The 13,808-nt window shown below is 72.1% G+C and carries 14 protein-coding genes; 9 read left to right on the top strand and 5 right to left on the bottom strand.

What is annotated here, in order from left to right:
• Positions 1-33 precede the first annotated feature (33 nt).
• Positions 34-828 carry a protein phosphatase 2C domain-containing protein gene (locus AB0L95_RS22510; protein ID WP_365163834.1) on the top strand — a complete coding sequence of 265 codons (795 nt, stop codon included), beginning with the start codon at positions 34-36 and terminating at the stop codon, positions 826-828.
• Here AB0L95_RS22510 and AB0L95_RS22505 read toward each other — a convergent pair.
• Entirely contained in the window at positions 794-2,275 is a 1,482-nt protein-coding gene (locus AB0L95_RS22505; protein ID WP_365163833.1) for a serine hydrolase domain-containing protein, read from the bottom strand. The two genes, AB0L95_RS22510 and AB0L95_RS22505, sit on opposite strands and share 35 nt — an antisense overlap.
• Before the next feature lie 445 nt (positions 2,276-2,720).
• Here AB0L95_RS22505 and AB0L95_RS22500 point away from each other — a divergent pair, with 445 nt between their 5' ends.
• On the top strand, positions 2,721-3,953 hold the full coding sequence (locus AB0L95_RS22500) for a 4-hydroxybenzoate 3-monooxygenase (RefSeq protein ID WP_365163831.1): 1,233 nt from the start codon (positions 2,721-2,723) through the stop codon (positions 3,951-3,953).
• A gap of 175 nt (positions 3,954-4,128) precedes the next feature.
• Complete coding sequence (locus AB0L95_RS22495) at positions 4,129-5,766, top strand: serine/threonine-protein kinase (RefSeq protein WP_365163829.1); 1,638 nt, start codon at positions 4,129-4,131, stop codon at positions 5,764-5,766.
• Between the two features lie 57 nt (positions 5,767-5,823).
• Here AB0L95_RS22495 and tgmB read toward each other — a convergent pair whose 3' ends face one another.
• The gene (gene tgmB, locus AB0L95_RS22490; protein ID WP_365163827.1) at positions 5,824-6,780 is read right to left on the bottom strand and encodes an ATP-grasp ribosomal peptide maturase; all 957 of its coding nucleotides are present in this window, start codon (positions 6,778-6,780) and stop codon (positions 5,824-5,826) included.
• Between the two features lie 14 nt (positions 6,781-6,794).
• Entirely contained in the window at positions 6,795-6,986 is a 192-nt protein-coding gene (gene tgmA / locus AB0L95_RS22485) for a putative ATP-grasp-modified RiPP (RefSeq protein WP_365163825.1), read from the bottom strand.
• 251 nt (positions 6,987-7,237) lie between these two features.
• Between tgmA and AB0L95_RS22480 the strand changes: the two genes are divergently transcribed.
• The gene (locus AB0L95_RS22480) at positions 7,238-7,525 is read left to right on the top strand and encodes a hypothetical protein (protein ID WP_365163823.1); all 288 of its coding nucleotides are present in this window, start codon (positions 7,238-7,240) and stop codon (positions 7,523-7,525) included.
• 19 nt (positions 7,526-7,544) lie between these two features.
• Here the strand turns inward: AB0L95_RS22480 and AB0L95_RS22475 are convergent, their stop codons facing one another.
• On the bottom strand, positions 7,545-8,528 hold the full coding sequence (locus tag AB0L95_RS22475) for an aldo/keto reductase (RefSeq protein WP_365163822.1): 984 nt from the start codon (positions 8,526-8,528) through the stop codon (positions 7,545-7,547).
• A gap of 160 nt (positions 8,529-8,688) precedes the next feature.
• Here AB0L95_RS22475 and AB0L95_RS22470 point away from each other — a divergent pair, with 160 nt between their 5' ends.
• Entirely contained in the window at positions 8,689-9,525 is an 837-nt protein-coding gene (locus AB0L95_RS22470) for a hypothetical protein (RefSeq protein WP_365163820.1), read from the top strand.
• Positions 9,526-9,636: 111 nt separating this feature from the next.
• Here the strand turns inward: AB0L95_RS22470 and AB0L95_RS22465 are convergent, their stop codons facing one another.
• Positions 9,637-10,026 carry a hypothetical protein gene (locus AB0L95_RS22465; RefSeq protein ID WP_365163819.1) on the bottom strand — a complete coding sequence of 130 codons (390 nt, stop codon included), beginning with the start codon at positions 10,024-10,026 and terminating at the stop codon, positions 9,637-9,639.
• 202 nt (positions 10,027-10,228) lie between these two features.
• Here AB0L95_RS22465 and AB0L95_RS22460 point away from each other — a divergent pair, with 202 nt between their 5' ends.
• The 4 genes from AB0L95_RS22460 (at position 10,229) to AB0L95_RS22445 (ending at position 13,744) form a co-directional block, all read left to right on the top strand.
• Entirely contained in the window at positions 10,229-11,149 is a 921-nt protein-coding gene (locus AB0L95_RS22460; protein ID WP_365163817.1) for a MurR/RpiR family transcriptional regulator, read from the top strand.
• 332 nt (positions 11,150-11,481) lie between these two features.
• A complete protein-coding gene (locus tag AB0L95_RS22455; RefSeq protein WP_365163816.1) occupies positions 11,482-11,865 on the top strand; it encodes a hypothetical protein in 384 nt (127 codons plus the stop codon).
• A gap of 124 nt (positions 11,866-11,989) precedes the next feature.
• The gene (locus tag AB0L95_RS22450; protein WP_365163815.1) at positions 11,990-12,295 is read left to right on the top strand and encodes a YkvA family protein; all 306 of its coding nucleotides are present in this window, start codon (positions 11,990-11,992) and stop codon (positions 12,293-12,295) included.
• Between the two features lie 204 nt (positions 12,296-12,499).
• Complete coding sequence (locus tag AB0L95_RS22445; protein WP_365163814.1) at positions 12,500-13,744, top strand: serine hydrolase domain-containing protein; 1,245 nt, start codon at positions 12,500-12,502, stop codon at positions 13,742-13,744.
• Positions 13,745-13,808 lie beyond the last annotated feature (64 nt).

Raw genomic sequence — 13,808 nt, 5'->3', positions numbered from 1 at the left:
GCGAGTCGAGGTTCCCGGCTGATGGCCATCACCATGGAATGTGTCCGATGCGGCGACACGGTGGCGCCCGACGGTGTCTGCCGGCGGTGCGGCGTGCCGCAGCCGGCGTTCCGCGCGCATGTGGAGATCACGGTGGGCGCCGACGCGGCCGGGGTCAGCGACCGGGGGCCCCGGCGGGAGGTCAACGCGGACGCCCTGACGCTGGCTGCCACCGGGCTCTGGACGGTCGGGGTGGTCTGCGACGGGGTGTCCCTGTCACCGCGGCCGGAGCGTGCGGCCCGGGTCGCCGTCCGGGCCGGGGCGGCGGCCCTGATCGCCCGGTTGCGGGAGGGCCAGCTGCCGGAGGTGGCACTGGCCGAGGCCGCCGGGCGCGCGGGCCGGGCGGTGAGTGCTCTGGCGGCCGCACGGGACGGAGCGCCCGCCTGTACGTTCGTCGCGGGCGTCGCCGGTCCGGAGGGGATCTGGAGCGCCTGGATCGGTGACAGCCGGGCCTACTGGCTGCCCGGCGAGGGGCCGGGCCTGCTCTTGTCCGAGGACGACACGGGCGAACACGACGCTCTCACCGCCTGGCTGGGCGCCGACGCCGGGCCGGTGACCGCACGGGTGCGCGGGCACCGGCCCCGGGTGCCCGGCCGACTGCTGCTGTGCACGGACGGTCTGTGGCGGCATCTGCCGGACGCCGCCGGGCTGCTGAGGGTGCTCGGGCGGCAGGGGCGGAACGTACTGGCCGATGCGCGGGCGCTGGTGAGCCGCGCCCTGGACGCGGGCGGCGAGGACAGTGTCACCGCCGCGGTCATCCGCGTGGTGCCCGCCCCTCTCGGGAACTGAGGGGTGCCCGGTTGCGGCGCAGCGGGCTGCCGTGCAGGGGGGCGGTGCGCCAGCGGGCGGTGAAGGTGCCGGCGCCGGGGTTGTCCGCGTCGAGGGTGCCGGTCACGGTGAGGCGGTGCGGTGTCTCAAGGAACACGACGTCGAGCCGCAGGGTGTCCGGGTCCGTCCAGCCGCCGGTCACGGCCGTGGGGACCCGCCCCTCGTCGACAGCCCAGCCGGAGCGGGGAACGCTCAGCACCAGCCGGTCGTCGCCCTCCACGAGGGTCACGGTCCAGCCGCCGTCCGGGCCGGAGATCTCGGCCGCGGTCAGACCGGGCTGGTCGGCGCAGTGACCGCCCTCCGGCGTGAGCCGGGCCCCTGACCAACGCCCGGAGGCCGTCGTGGGCGCGGGGTCGGCGGCGACCGGGGGCAGGGCGAGCCCGTCGAGGCGGTGCTGGAGCGCCTTGTCCTCGTCGGCGCGGCCCGGGAGCGGGTCGGGGCCGAACGCGGGGAGCAGATGGCGCCACATCGCGTCGAGGAACTTCTGCATCTGCCCGGTGGCCGCGGTCGTGGCGATCACGGCGTCGTGCTGGGGCAGCACGACGCAGAACTGGCCATAGGCCCCGTCGCCGCGGTATCCGTGCCGCGACATCCAGAACTGGAAGCCGTAGCCGTGCTGCCAGTCGGACCGGTCGCCCTCGGGGGTGCCGCCTGCGGTCGAAATGTGCGGGCGGGTCGCCTCGGCGATCCAGGAGGACGGCAGCAGGCGCCTGCCCTCCCAGACACCGTCCTGGAGGTACAGCAGGCCCAGGCGGGCGATGGCGTCCGTGGTGGCGTGCAGTCCGCTGAAGCCGAGGGCGCGGCCGCGCGGGTGCTCGGTCCAGGCGACCTCGCCGATGCCGAGCGGATCCAGGATCCGGGGACGCAGATACTCGGTGAGGGACTGGCCGGCGCAGCGCTGGACGATCGCGGCCAGGGTGTAGGTCGCGGGCTGGTTGTAAGCGAAGACGGTGCCGGGGTCCCGGTCCGGCGGGATCAGCAGAAAGCCGCGCACGGGTTCGGCCCGGTCGGTGCCGAACGCCTCGTCATTGGTCTCGGCGAGGTGCCCGCTCGCCATGGACGCGACGTGCCGGACCAGCATGGCGCGGCTGCGCGGGTCGGTGATGTCCGCCTCGAACTCCGGGAAGTACGAGATCACGGGCGCGTCGAGGTCGAGGAGCCCCTCGGCGACGGCCACCCCGGCGGCCGTGGAGGTGAAGCTCTTGCTGAGCGAGTACAGCAGATGGAGGCGGTCGGCGGTGTACGGCGCCCACCAGCCGGAGGCCACCAGGCGTCCGTGACGCAGGATCATGAGGCTGTGCGGCTCGATGTCCGGGGCCGCCTCGACCGCGTCGAGGAACGCGTGGATCCCGCGGGCGTCGACGCCTTGCTCGGCGGGCGTGCTGACGGGCAGCGGACGGGCGCTCATCCGGCGGGCCTCCTGACGGTCGCGGATGGCGGGCACCGCTGCGGTTCGGTGTATCCGCCATCCTTGCTGTGTCCGCCATCCTGACCGTCCGGTCGGGGCATGTCCATGATCCAGGCGGAAAAGGATCTCGAAGGAGACGGTTCCGCCGTCCCGTCTTCGCGTCCGCCGACCGGGAACCGGCGTCGGCATGGTGCACATCGGATAGACGATGATGACCGAGCAGGCGGGCCCGCGTGCGCTCGTCGACCATGTGGTGGGCCGTGGCCGGCCCTCGGTCGAGGTCCGGCACGAGATGCTGGAGGAGGCGGTCGGCATCATCCGCGACCTGAGTTCATCGAGTCGTCGGCCAGGGAACTGCTGTCCGCGCTGCGGGAGTCGCTGCGCTGAGCCGCACAACACGGGTGCGCCGGGTACGACGTTGACGGTACACCGCCATAATGAGCGGGTGATCGACTCTTCCCCCACCCCCTTCCCACCGCCCGAACAGCGCGTGCCCGTCGTCATCGTCGGCGCCGGACCGGCCGGACTGACCCTTGCCAACATCCTGCGGGACGCCTCCGTCGACTGTGTCGTCCTGGAGGCCGAGAGCCGGGAGTTCATCGAGCAGCGGCCCCGGGCGGGGTTCCTGGAGGAATGGGCGGTGCGGGCCCTGGAACGGCACGGGCTCGCCGGGGGGCTGCTGGAACAGGCGCCCACGCACAGCTTCTGCGAGTTCCGCCTCGACGGCGAACGGCACCGCTTCCCGTACACGGAGATCTCCGGCCACCACCACTTCGTCTACCCCCAGCCGTTGCTGGTGACCGACCTGGTGCGGGAGTACGCGGACGTCAAGGGCGGGGACATCCGGTTCGGGGTGCGCGAGGTCGAGCTGCACGACATCGGGACCGAGCGGCCGTCGGTGTCGTACACCGATCCCGACTCGGGAGCGCGCCGCCGGATCGCCTGCACCATCGTCGCCGGGTGCGACGGGGCCCGCGGGGTGACCCGGGCCGCGCTGCCCGCGGAGCGCTCCCGCCTCGCACGGCTCGACTACGGCGTGGGCTGGCTGGCGTTGCTCGCGCAGACGCCGCCGTCGTCGGACTGTGTCGTCTTCGGGATCCATCCGCGTGGTTTCGCCGCTCATATGGCCCGCGGCCCGCAGGTCACCCGCTACTACCTGCAGTGCCCGCCGGGCGACGACCCGGAGAACTGGCCGGACGAACGTGTCTGGTCGGAGCTGCACACGCGGCTGGCCGTGGCGGGGGCGCCGCCGCCGGCGGAGGGCCCGCTGATCGAGAAGCGGGTGCTCGACATGCACAACTACGTGGTGCAGCCGGTGGCGTACGGAAGACTGTTCCTCGCGGGCGACGCCGCCCACCTGGTCGCCCCGATCGCCGCGAAGGGCATGAACCTCGCCCTGCACGACGCGCTGCTGCTGGCCGACGCGCTGATCGCGTACCACCGCAGGGGCGAGAGCGAGGGACTGCGCGGCTACTCGGCGGCCTGCCTGCGCCGGGTGTGGGAGTACCAGGAGTTCTCGGAGTGGTTCTCCGAGCTGCTGCACGGCCCCTCGTCCGGCGATCCGTTCCGCGCGGGCAATGCCACGGCCCGGCTGCGGCGGCTGTTCCACTCGCCCGCCGCGGCGGCCGCCTTCGCCGAGTCGTACATCGGCGCACCCCCTCCCGGTAACCCAAAGTAACCTACTGGCCAGTAGTCGAGGGGGAGCGTTTCCGCATGTGTGCGTGGATGTAGGAGCCGCGCACACGGGCCGTGAGAAATCCGGCGCGAAGAAATCTCCTTTCTTTGAACACCCACCGTCACGTCCGCCGTACATCCGGGAGACCGGAGAGTCTGGTGCGCAGCAAGGGGTGACGATGGACCACTGGCAGGTCTCCACCGAGGAGTTGATCGCCGGTCGGTACCGGACGCTCGAAGTCGTCCAGCAGGAGGAGGGACGGACCGTCGGGCTCGGCGAGGACGTGGAGTTCGGGCGGCCGGTCACGCTGATCGGGTCGCGGCTCGCCCCGCTGACGCCCGAGGCCGGCATACGCCGCACGGTCGCCCGGATCCTGCGCGATGCGGAGGCGATGCAACTGCTGTGCCCGCAGGGGGCCGCCACCGTCCTCGACGTGATCGAGGACAACGGTGTCCTGTGGACCGTGACGGAACGGATCGAGGGCACGCCCCTGGGCGAGGTCCTGGCCCGAGGGCCCCTCAACCAAGTGCGGGCCGCCCGGATCGGCGTCGGCATCCTCGATGTGCTGGAGGCCGCCCACCGCAGGGGCATGACCCACGGCGACCTGAGCCCCGGCCAGGTGTTCGTGCGGGAGGACGGCGGTGTCGTGGTGACCGGGTTCGGGCTGGTCGGCGCGTCCGTCACCCAGCGGGTCACCGCGCCCGCGTACGCCTCCCCCGAGCAGGCGCGCGGGTCGAGCGCCGGTCCCGCGGCCGACCAGTGGGCGCTGGGCGCGCTCCTGTACGCGATGACGGAGGGCCGTCCGCCGGTCAAGGACCGGGGTGACGTCGAGGCCACCCTGCGCGCCGTGGACCGGCTGCCGCTGCGCACCCCGGTGAAGTCCGGCCCGCTGACGCCGGCCGTGACGGGACTGCTGCGCCGAAGCGCCCTGGAGCGGGTGCCGGAGCCGGTGGTGCGTGCCTCCCTGGAGCGCATCCTGAACGGGGACCTGGAGGACTCCGCCGAGGAGGCGCCTGCGACCGGCCCCAACGCCGCCCTGCTCGTGGCACACCGAGCGGGACGGGCCTGGAGCACACCGGCCGTACGGCGGTCGGTGCTCGCGGGGGCGGGACTGGTGGTCGTGGCCTCGTCCGTCGCCGTCCTGGCCACCGCGGGCCACCACGGCGGCGCTCCTACGGCCGGTGCGGCGCCGACCCGTTCCGGGCCGCCCGCCGTCTCGGCGGCCCCGTCCGGCGACGGCTCCGGACGGACGCTCCCCACGGAGGCGAGCAGAACGGGGACCGCCTCCCCGTCCTCGCCCCCGTCTGTCTCCCCGTCCGCCACCCCCTCGTCGCGCGCCCCCAGTGCTCCACAGCCGGACTTCGAACGCTTCGTCGCTGCCGAGGGCTTCTCCGTCGACCTGCCACGGGGATGGAAGCGCCTCAGCACGACCCGGGCCGCCCAGGACACCTACCGGGTGACCTTCGGCGCGAGCAAGGACCCGCGCACCCTGACGGTCACCGCCGGCGTCCACCTCGGTGACGACCCGGTCGCGGTCTGGCAGAACCTGGAGACGTCCCTGCGGAGCACGGACGAGGACTTCGCGCGGGTGGGCACCGTCCACGCCGTGACCTACCAGGGGCACCCGGGTGCCGACATGGTGTGGCTGTCCACGGTGGACGGCGTCCGGGTGCGTACCTACGGCCGCGGCTTCCTCACCGGCGGCGGTCGCGGCTTCTCCCTGCGCTGGACGACCCCGGCCGCCGACGCGGACAGCAAGGCCGACCAGCAGGCCCTGGACGCGATCCTGCGCAGCTTCCGGACGACTTCGGGGTGACGGCAGGCCCGCCGGGCCCGAGGCACCGCGCCCGCACCCGCACACCGGCGGGGCGGGTCACCAACGGACCTCGGGGAGACGGCGGTCCGACGCCCGCGGGGCGAGCCAGTCGGCGACCGCCTCCGCGATCGCCTGCCCCGTCTCCAGTTCGATGAAGCCGAACTGGCCGCCCTGATTGCACTCGAGGAACCACCACAGCCCGTCCTCGTCCTCGGCGAAGTCGAAGGCCGCGTAGGCAAGTCCGGACAGCGCCACATACTCGTGCACCGACTTCGCGATGCGCTCCGGCACCTCCGTGGCCTCCCAGGAGTGTCCGGTGTCGCCGTAGCGGCCGTCGATCTGGCCCGGCGCGGCCCTCTTGCGCGCGCCGAACAGACGGGTGCCGACACAGGTCAGCCGGATGTCGGCCCGCTTGGGGACATGACGCTGGAGCAGGACGGGGCCCGCCGCCACGGCGGAGAAGTCGGTGTCGGGCCCGATGAGCGTGGTGGGCAGTGCCAGCTCCGGGTCGTCCGGCGGCGGCCCGGAGGCGGACTTCACGACCACCTCGCGGCACTCCTCGGCGAACTGCTCGGCGACGCGCGGGGCGGTGGTGATGACGGTGGGCGGCACGGCGAAGCCGCTGAGGTGGGCGATCCGTAACTGCCACGGCTTGTAGCGGGCCTGGTCGGCGTTGCGGGGATGGTTCATCCAACGGGTCGAGGCCGAGAAGAGCATGCCGTACAGGGCCTGCCGGGTCTCGGCGGTCAGCCAGCGGGAGGCGTGTGCCGCGTGGGCGGCGGGCTCGCCCGGCCTGCGCACCCACACCGAGCGGAGCCCGCCCATGCTCAGCACATGCCCGTTGACCGAGAGATGGCCGTCGAAGTCGCCGTGGGCGTAGTCGGCGGCGAGCACCGCCTTGCCGGGGAGGTCGGCGGGATCCAGCCGCATCACGGGAACACCCCGTTGCAGCAGCACGGCCACCGCCAAGTCCGCGGTCACGTCCTGTTCCGACGTGAGGATGAGGACCGTCATCCGGGTGCAGGCCGTCAGTCGTCGAAGTGCGTCTGGGAGCCGGCGGTGGACGTCGTCGTACCGGCCGCGTGGAGCAGCGCCCGATCACTCACGGCGGGCCGGCCGTCGGGCAGCACGTTCAACTGCCGACGGGCGTCGAAGCGGTACGGCGTCACCACGACCGGAACCCCGCGGGGTACGGCGTAGTTGAGGGTGAAAGGTCGCACGAAAAACCTCCACGGTCCAAAGTCGTCTCTTCACAACCCTTTACGTCCGCCACCCGTAAGGAATTCATCACTTTCCGCCACATCAGGGTGAAGGTCATCACATTGTCAGGACCTGGCCGTCGCCCTCCAGGGAACTCCTCGGCACGCCGGATGCGCACTGTCGGTGCGCTCGGCAACAATGCGGGGTAAAGATCATCTCGCCCCGGGGCGGGACGACCGCCCGCCCCTGCCCCCCGAAAGGCTGACCGACCATGACGCGCCCTCGGCTCAGTGCCCGTGCTGCCGAAGTGCTGCGCCTGATCATGGACCAGCGCATACCGGTCTTCCTCACCGTGCATGCCAACGGCCGCCGCCGTTACGGCTGTTGGGAGGCCGGGGGCCGTCATACGGCACTGCCCACCGACGAGTGCGAGGCGCTGCTCGTGGCCGGACGGATCGTGCTCGGGGATCCAGTGGTGGACCGGGCGAAGACCACCTACCGGGTACGGGCCGCCGCACGCGGCACGACCCGTACCGGCCGCTCGGCCCTGACGGCGTGACACCCGGCCGGACTCGGTTCTACCAGCGGTCCTCCACCTGCTCCTTGATGCGCCGGTCGTACAGGTCCTCGATCGCGTCGAGCGTCTCCCGCGGCAGCGCGGGAAGCCTCGCGACCGCCGCGTTGGCGTGGGCCTGGTCCGCCGAACGGGCGCCCGGGATCACGGTGGTCACACCGGGCTGCCGGATGATCCAGGCGAGCGCCAGCTGGGCCGGGGTGAAGCCCTCCGGGGCGAGCGCGGCGAACTCCGCCGCCGCGTCCACGCCGGTCGAGTAGTCCACGCCGGAGAAGGTCTCGCCCTGGTCGAAGGCCTCGCCGTGCCGGTTGAACGAGCGGTGGTCGTTGACCGCGAAGACCGTGTCCTTGGTGTACTTCCCCGACAGCAGGCCGGAGGCGAGCGGTACCCGGGCGATGATGCCCACACCCGCCCCCCGCGCGGCCGGGAGGACCTCGCGCAGCGGCTTCATCCGGAACGGGTTGAGGATGATCTGCACGCTTGCCACGTTCGGGCGGGCGATCGCCGTGAGCGCCTCGGCGCACGTCTCGACGCTCACGCCGTACGCGGCGACACAACCCTCCTCGACGAGCGTGTCGAGAGCGTCGTAGACCTCGTCGGAAGAGTAGACGGGTGTCGGCGGGCAGTGGAGCTGCACCAGGTCGATCCGGTCGACGCCGAGATTGCGGCGCGAACGGTCGTTCCAGGCACGGAAGTTGTCCAGGACGTAGTTCTGCGGGATCTGGTCGACTCGGCGCCCCATCTTGGTCGCCACCAGCACATGCAGGTCGGGCCTGCCGAGCAGGACGGCGGCGATGGTCTGCTCGCTGCGCCCGTCGCCGTAGACGTCGGCGGTGTCGAAGAACGTCACGCCGGACTCGGCCGCCGCCTCCAGCACCTCGTGGGCGGTCTTGTCGTCGACATCGCCCCAGTCCGCGCCCAGTTGCCAGGTGCCGAGGCCGATGACCGACGCATGCTGCCCCGACCTGCGGAATTCTCGTTCCTCCATGCGGCCAGTGTGTCACCCGGGCCCGCCCGCGCACGGGACGCCCCGTCCAGCGCGCCGCCGACGCACGCTCCCACGGGTGACGGGCACCACCCGAAGCGGGCACCGGCCGGGGCACTGGATCGGGGCACTAGATTGGGGCGCACCGACCAAGGAGACGCCCATGCCCGCCCGCCCCCGCCTGCTGTACGTGACCGACCTGGCGTATCCGGCACGCGGGCGGCGCTACTGCGACGAGGACATCGACCTCTCGTCCCGGCTGCGCGCGGACTTCGACATCGCCCTGTGCCATCCGCTGGACGCCGCCGCGCTGATGGACGGCTTCGACGCCGTCGTCGTACGCAACAGCGGGCCGGTGCTGCACTACCAGGAGGCCTACGACGCCTTCCGCGCACGCGCCGCCGCGCACGGCACCCGGGTGTACAACCCGCTGACCGGACGGGCCGACATGGCGGGCAAGCGGTACCTGCTGGATCTCACCGAAGCCGGCTTCCCGGTCATCCCCACCGTGGACCGCCCCGAGGACCTCGGCCGGCTGCCCGCCGCGGCCCGGTACGCGGTCAAGCCGAAGGCCGGGGCGGACTCCATCGGCCTGGACTTCGTGCCCCGTTCCCGGCTGCCAGAGCTGACCTGGGGCGACATCCTGGTCCAGCCGCGCATCGACTTCCGCTACGAGGTGTCGTTCTACTACGTCGATGACGCCTTCCAGTACGCGCTGCACGCGCCGGACCCCGAGCGGCGCTGGGTCCTCGAACCCTACGAAGCCACGGACGCCGACCTGGCCTTCGCCCGGCGCTTCATCGACTGGAACACGCTGGACCGAGGGGTCCAGCGCGTGGACGCCTGCCGCACCCGGGACGGGGACCTGCTGCTGGTCGAGCTGGAGGACCTCAACCCCTATCTCTCCCTGGACCTGGTGTCCGGCCGCACCCGTGACGCCTTCGTCACCGCGCTGACGGCCTCGCTCCACCGCTGTCTGGAGCCGACGCCCCACGAGTGAGCCCCGGCCCGTTGCCCCGAAGGGCCGGCCCCGGGCAGTCACGGCCGTGTCCGGACGAGAGGGCGCGGACGGCCGCGCCCTCTGAACTGTGCCGCCGGTGAGGCGGTGGACTCAGGCCGGCCGGCGGCTCTCCAGCCGCAGCTCGACGTCGACCTCCTGGTCACCCGCCACCACGCCCAGCTGATGGACGACGAACGTCTCGTCCAGAGCCTGACGCAGACGCTCCACCGCCTGGGGCTCGCCCTGCAGTTCGGCCTTCACGGAACCGGACAGAGGCGGTGTCGACGCCGTCCCGGGGGATTCGCCGGGGGACGCCGAGGTGTCGAACGTGCCGGTCCACATCGTGGGCCGGGATCCGGTGGTCTCGTGCGGTGTGTCGGTGGCGCAGCGGTCGGAGCCGAAATGCCGGCACAGTTCGGCGAACAGGCTCCCGGCGTCTGTCGCCGAGCAGTCGCTGACCACCACCTCGACCTGCGGTACGTGCGCTACGGGCGAGTTCACGGCCGCTCCTCTCCTTCATGGCCGGCGCGTCCTTCGCGGGGCGACGCGGGTACCCCTCCCCCGGCTCCCCATGCTCGACGGTACGGCCGTGGCGGCGGGTGCGCCTGTCGGGGAGCCGGCCGTGAAGTGAGCCGTAAGGTCCCTGGTCAGCGCTGCCCGTGAGCTATGTTGAAAGTCCGAGGGACATGAAGGAGGCGGCCCGGTGCCATCGCCGCAGCAGACACGCGCGCAGGCATCTGCGATCACTGCCGGGAAGACGGCCCCGGAGGCGGGAGCCAGCTCGACGTCCCAGCTCAGAGAGCTGTTCGACGGTCCGCGTCTGTCCCCCGGGCACCGCCGGATCGCCCAGTATCTGATCGAGCACATCACCGAGGCGGCGTTCCTGTCGATCACGGACCTGGCCGAGCGGGTGGGCGTCAGCCAGCCCTCTGTGACGCGTTTCGCGGCGGCCGTCGGCTTCAGCGGCTACCCGGCGCTGCGGGAGAAGCTTCAGGCCATCGCCCTGAGCACGCTTGGCACTCCGAGCCCCCCGGCGGAAGCCCGCAGCAACGAGCTGCAGGCGGCCGTGGACGCTGAGATCGAGAACCTGGAGAACCTGCGCCGCGACTTCGCCGACCCGGACCGGGTGATCCGCCTGGGGCGGGCGCTGTCGGAGTCGACGCCGCTGACCGTGATGGGCCTGAGGATCTCCGGTTCCCTCGCCGAGTACTTCGCCTACGGGGCCCGGCGGGTCCACCCCGATGTACGGCTGGTGACCCGTGGCGGCACCGTCGCCTATGACGCGCTGCTCCAGTCGCGGGAGGCGGGCGGCACCTGGGTGCTGGCGTTCGGTATGCCCCGGCACGCCCAGGAGAGCCTGACCGCGCTGCGGGTGGCGCGCAGTGCGGGGCTCAAGGTCGCCCTGATCACCGATCTGGGCCTGGGGCCGCTGGCCGACGAGGCCGACGTCGTCTTCGCCACGGGCACCGGCTCAAGGTTGGTCTTCGACTCCTATGCCGCCCCCGGACTGATCGCCGCCGCGCTGCTGCAGGCCATGACCGACGCCGACCCGGAGCGGACACAGGCCCGGCTCGACGAGTACGAGCAGATCGCCGACCAGCATCAGTTCTTCCTCAGGGACTGATCCCGGCCCCCACCCTCAAGTCTTCCTCAAAGGCTCGCGAGGGCCGCGCCCTCAAGACGGGATCAATCGCACCAAACCGCGGGTGAATTTTTTCATGTCCTTGCGTATCTGCCGGTATATATAAATACTGCTCGCGGATCGTGACCCGGGCTTCCCCTCCCGGCCACGCCGACCGCACCACCGGGGCCGTCCGCTCCTACCCACGGGCGCCGGGTGTCCGGCCGGGCCCTGCCTGCGCGGGCGTCCATGGCGGCGGCTCCGGCCCTCCCCTGGCCGGAGCCGCCCCCAAGTTGCCGTACATCCTGAGCCGACGTGACCCGGAAGCGAAGACCATGGCCTTGACGACGTACTCGCCGATCAGCTCGGACTGGCCGTGCCAGGTCAAAACACCCGGCAGCTACGACTGGGAGCGGTCGGCAGCCAAATGGCTGCGCGAACTCGTCCCCGCCCGCTACGCCAGCTACCCGGCCCTGATCCGCCACCCGGTCCTGCTCGCCCGGCATGCGCAGATCCAGGTGCAGCAAGAGGTCCGGGTCGCCCGCACCGCGCTGCAGACGGCGCGGGCGGAGCTGCCCGCACTCGGGCTGCCCGAGTCGGTCATCGAGCACACGATCCGGCTCTACGCCGCCGAGCTGATGCAGCTCCAGCACATCGCGCGCAGCGTGCGCGCCGTGACCCAGGCCCTGGTGGACAGCAGCGCCGCGCGCGGCCACTGACCGCGCCCCGTAGGCCCGTTCCCGCCGCGACCGTCCGGGGCATTCGGCGCGGCACGGGCACTGTCCGCCGCGAAGCCGGGCATCCGTAGGAGAGGACGACTCCTACGGATGCCCGGAGCTGTGCATGGACTCCATCAACTGGACCGTGATCGCCGTCATCGCGGTTCTCGCGGCCGCCCTGCTCGGCGTCGCGCTCGCGCTGCTGCTGCGGCTGGTCCGCACTCGCCGCGACCTGCGCCGTGCCGGACTGCCGACGGGGCCCCGCTGGGTGTTCTGGGGCGCGGTCCTGTATCTGGTGCTGCCGACCGATCTGCTCCCCGATCCCGTCTATCTCGACGACATCGCCGTGCTGCTGCTGGCCCTGAGGTCGATGCGGGCGGCCGTGCCGGTGCGGGAACTCCGGCGCGGCGACGGCGCGTTGCCCGACTGACGGGCGACGGCCCGCGCGACCGTGTCCCGTCGCGGTCGTTCGGCGGCCGACGCCCCGGCTCCTCACTCTCCCCGACGACTTTCTCCGCGTGGATGCAACCGGCGTGCCTCTGCGGGGCGTACAGATGGTGCCGGCGCCCGTATCCGGGGCGCGGTCCGGGCCGAGAACCGGCACCGGGAGAAGGAAACTGGGAGAGAAGAGCTGATGGTCTCAGCAACGGTGGGCAAGGGCACGGCGCTCGGCGCGGTCCTGCTGTCCCTCCTGGCGGTCCCCGCGCACGCCGCCACCACCACGGCCGGCCCCGGCCCCGCCACCACGACGGCCACGGCCAAGCCGCTGCCGGCGCCCGACATGGCCGCGCTGGACGGGGTGCTGCGTACGGCGCTGTCACAGGGCGCCCCGGGTGCGATGGCCCGCGTCGACGACAACGGCACGCAGTACACGGCGGCGGAGGGTGTCGCCGACCGGTCCACCGGACGAGGCATCCGCGCGACGGACCGCTTCCGGATCGGCAGTGTCACCAAGAGCTTCTCCACGGTCGTCCTGCTGCAACTCGCCGGCGAGGGCAAGCTGGACCTGGACGCCTCGGTGAACTCGTATCTGCCGGGGCTGCTGCCCGACGACCGGATCACGGTGCGGCATGTGCTCAGCCACCGCAGCGGTCTGTACGACTACACCAACGACATGTTCGCGCAGACCGTGCCGGGCTTCGAGGCGGTGCGCAACAAGGTCTTCTCCTACGAGGACCTGGTGAAGCTGTCGCTGGAGAAGCCGCGCACCAACGCCCCGGGGGCGGCGTACTCGTACTCGAACACCAACTTCGTCGTCGCCGGCATGCTCATCGAGAAGCTGACGGGGCACTCCGTGCGGACGGAGTACACCCACCGGATCATCGAGCCGCTGGGACTGCGCGACACGTTCTACGTACACCCGGACACCGCGATCCCGGGACAGCACGCGCACGGCTACCTCACGCCGGACCAGGCCGGTGCGGCCCTGGTGGACTCCACCGAGCAGACCGTCTCCTGGGCGCAGAGCGCGGGTGCGATGATCTCCAGCACCCGCGATCTGGACAGGTTCTTCTCGGCGCTGGTGCAGGGCAAGCTGCTCCCCGCCGCGCAGTTGACACAGATGGAGCAGTGGGAGCCGGTCAACAGCACCCAGGGCTACGGGCTCGGGCTGCGCCGCCGTGATCTGTCGTGCGGCATCTCGGTGGTGGGTCACACGGGCACCGTCCAGGGCTACTACACCTACGCGTTCACCTCGCAGGACGGCAGACGCAGCGTCACGGCGCTCGCGAACACCTCCAACAACGCGTCGGTCCTCGACACCCTGTCCCGTACGCTCGAAGCCGCCTTCTGCGGCACACAGGCGACCAAGGCCGTCACCCGAGGCGCGGCACCGACCGAGCGGCACGAGGACATCGCCCCGGCCATCACCCGCCACTAGCGGCGGCGTGCGGCCGGGGTCCCACCCCGGCCGCACGGCACACACCGGCGCCCGTGCCGGACAT

The sequence above is a fragment of the Streptomyces sp. NPDC052036 genome (genome assembly GCF_040680495.1).
GTDB lineage: Bacteria > Actinomycetota > Actinomycetes > Streptomycetales > Streptomycetaceae > Streptomyces.
The sequence above is the reverse complement of the archived record's forward strand: the minus strand, read 5'-3'. Positions and strand labels throughout refer to the sequence as shown.

Coding starts and splice junctions, on each gene's coding strand:
- AB0L95_RS22510 (WP_365163834.1), top strand. CDS start 34: ATGGAATGTGTCCGATGCGGCGACACGGTGGCGCCCGACGGTGTCTGC.
- AB0L95_RS22505 (WP_365163833.1), bottom strand. CDS start 2,275: ATGAGCGCCCGTCCGCTGCCCGTCAGCACGCCCGCCGAGCAAGGCGTC.
- AB0L95_RS22495 (WP_365163829.1), top strand. CDS start 4,129: ATGGACCACTGGCAGGTCTCCACCGAGGAGTTGATCGCCGGTCGGTAC.
- tgmB (WP_365163827.1), bottom strand. CDS start 6,780: ATGACGGTCCTCATCCTCACGTCGGAACAGGACGTGACCGCGGACTTG.
- AB0L95_RS22480 (WP_365163823.1), top strand. CDS start 7,238: ATGACGCGCCCTCGGCTCAGTGCCCGTGCTGCCGAAGTGCTGCGCCTG.
- AB0L95_RS22475 (WP_365163822.1), bottom strand. CDS start 8,528: ATGGAGGAACGAGAATTCCGCAGGTCGGGGCAGCATGCGTCGGTCATC.
- AB0L95_RS22470 (WP_365163820.1), top strand. CDS start 8,689: ATGCCCGCCCGCCCCCGCCTGCTGTACGTGACCGACCTGGCGTATCCG.
- AB0L95_RS22455 (WP_365163816.1), top strand. CDS start 11,482: ATGGCCTTGACGACGTACTCGCCGATCAGCTCGGACTGGCCGTGCCAG.
- AB0L95_RS22450 (WP_365163815.1), top strand. CDS start 11,990: ATGGACTCCATCAACTGGACCGTGATCGCCGTCATCGCGGTTCTCGCG.
- AB0L95_RS22445 (WP_365163814.1), top strand. CDS start 12,500: ATGGTCTCAGCAACGGTGGGCAAGGGCACGGCGCTCGGCGCGGTCCTG.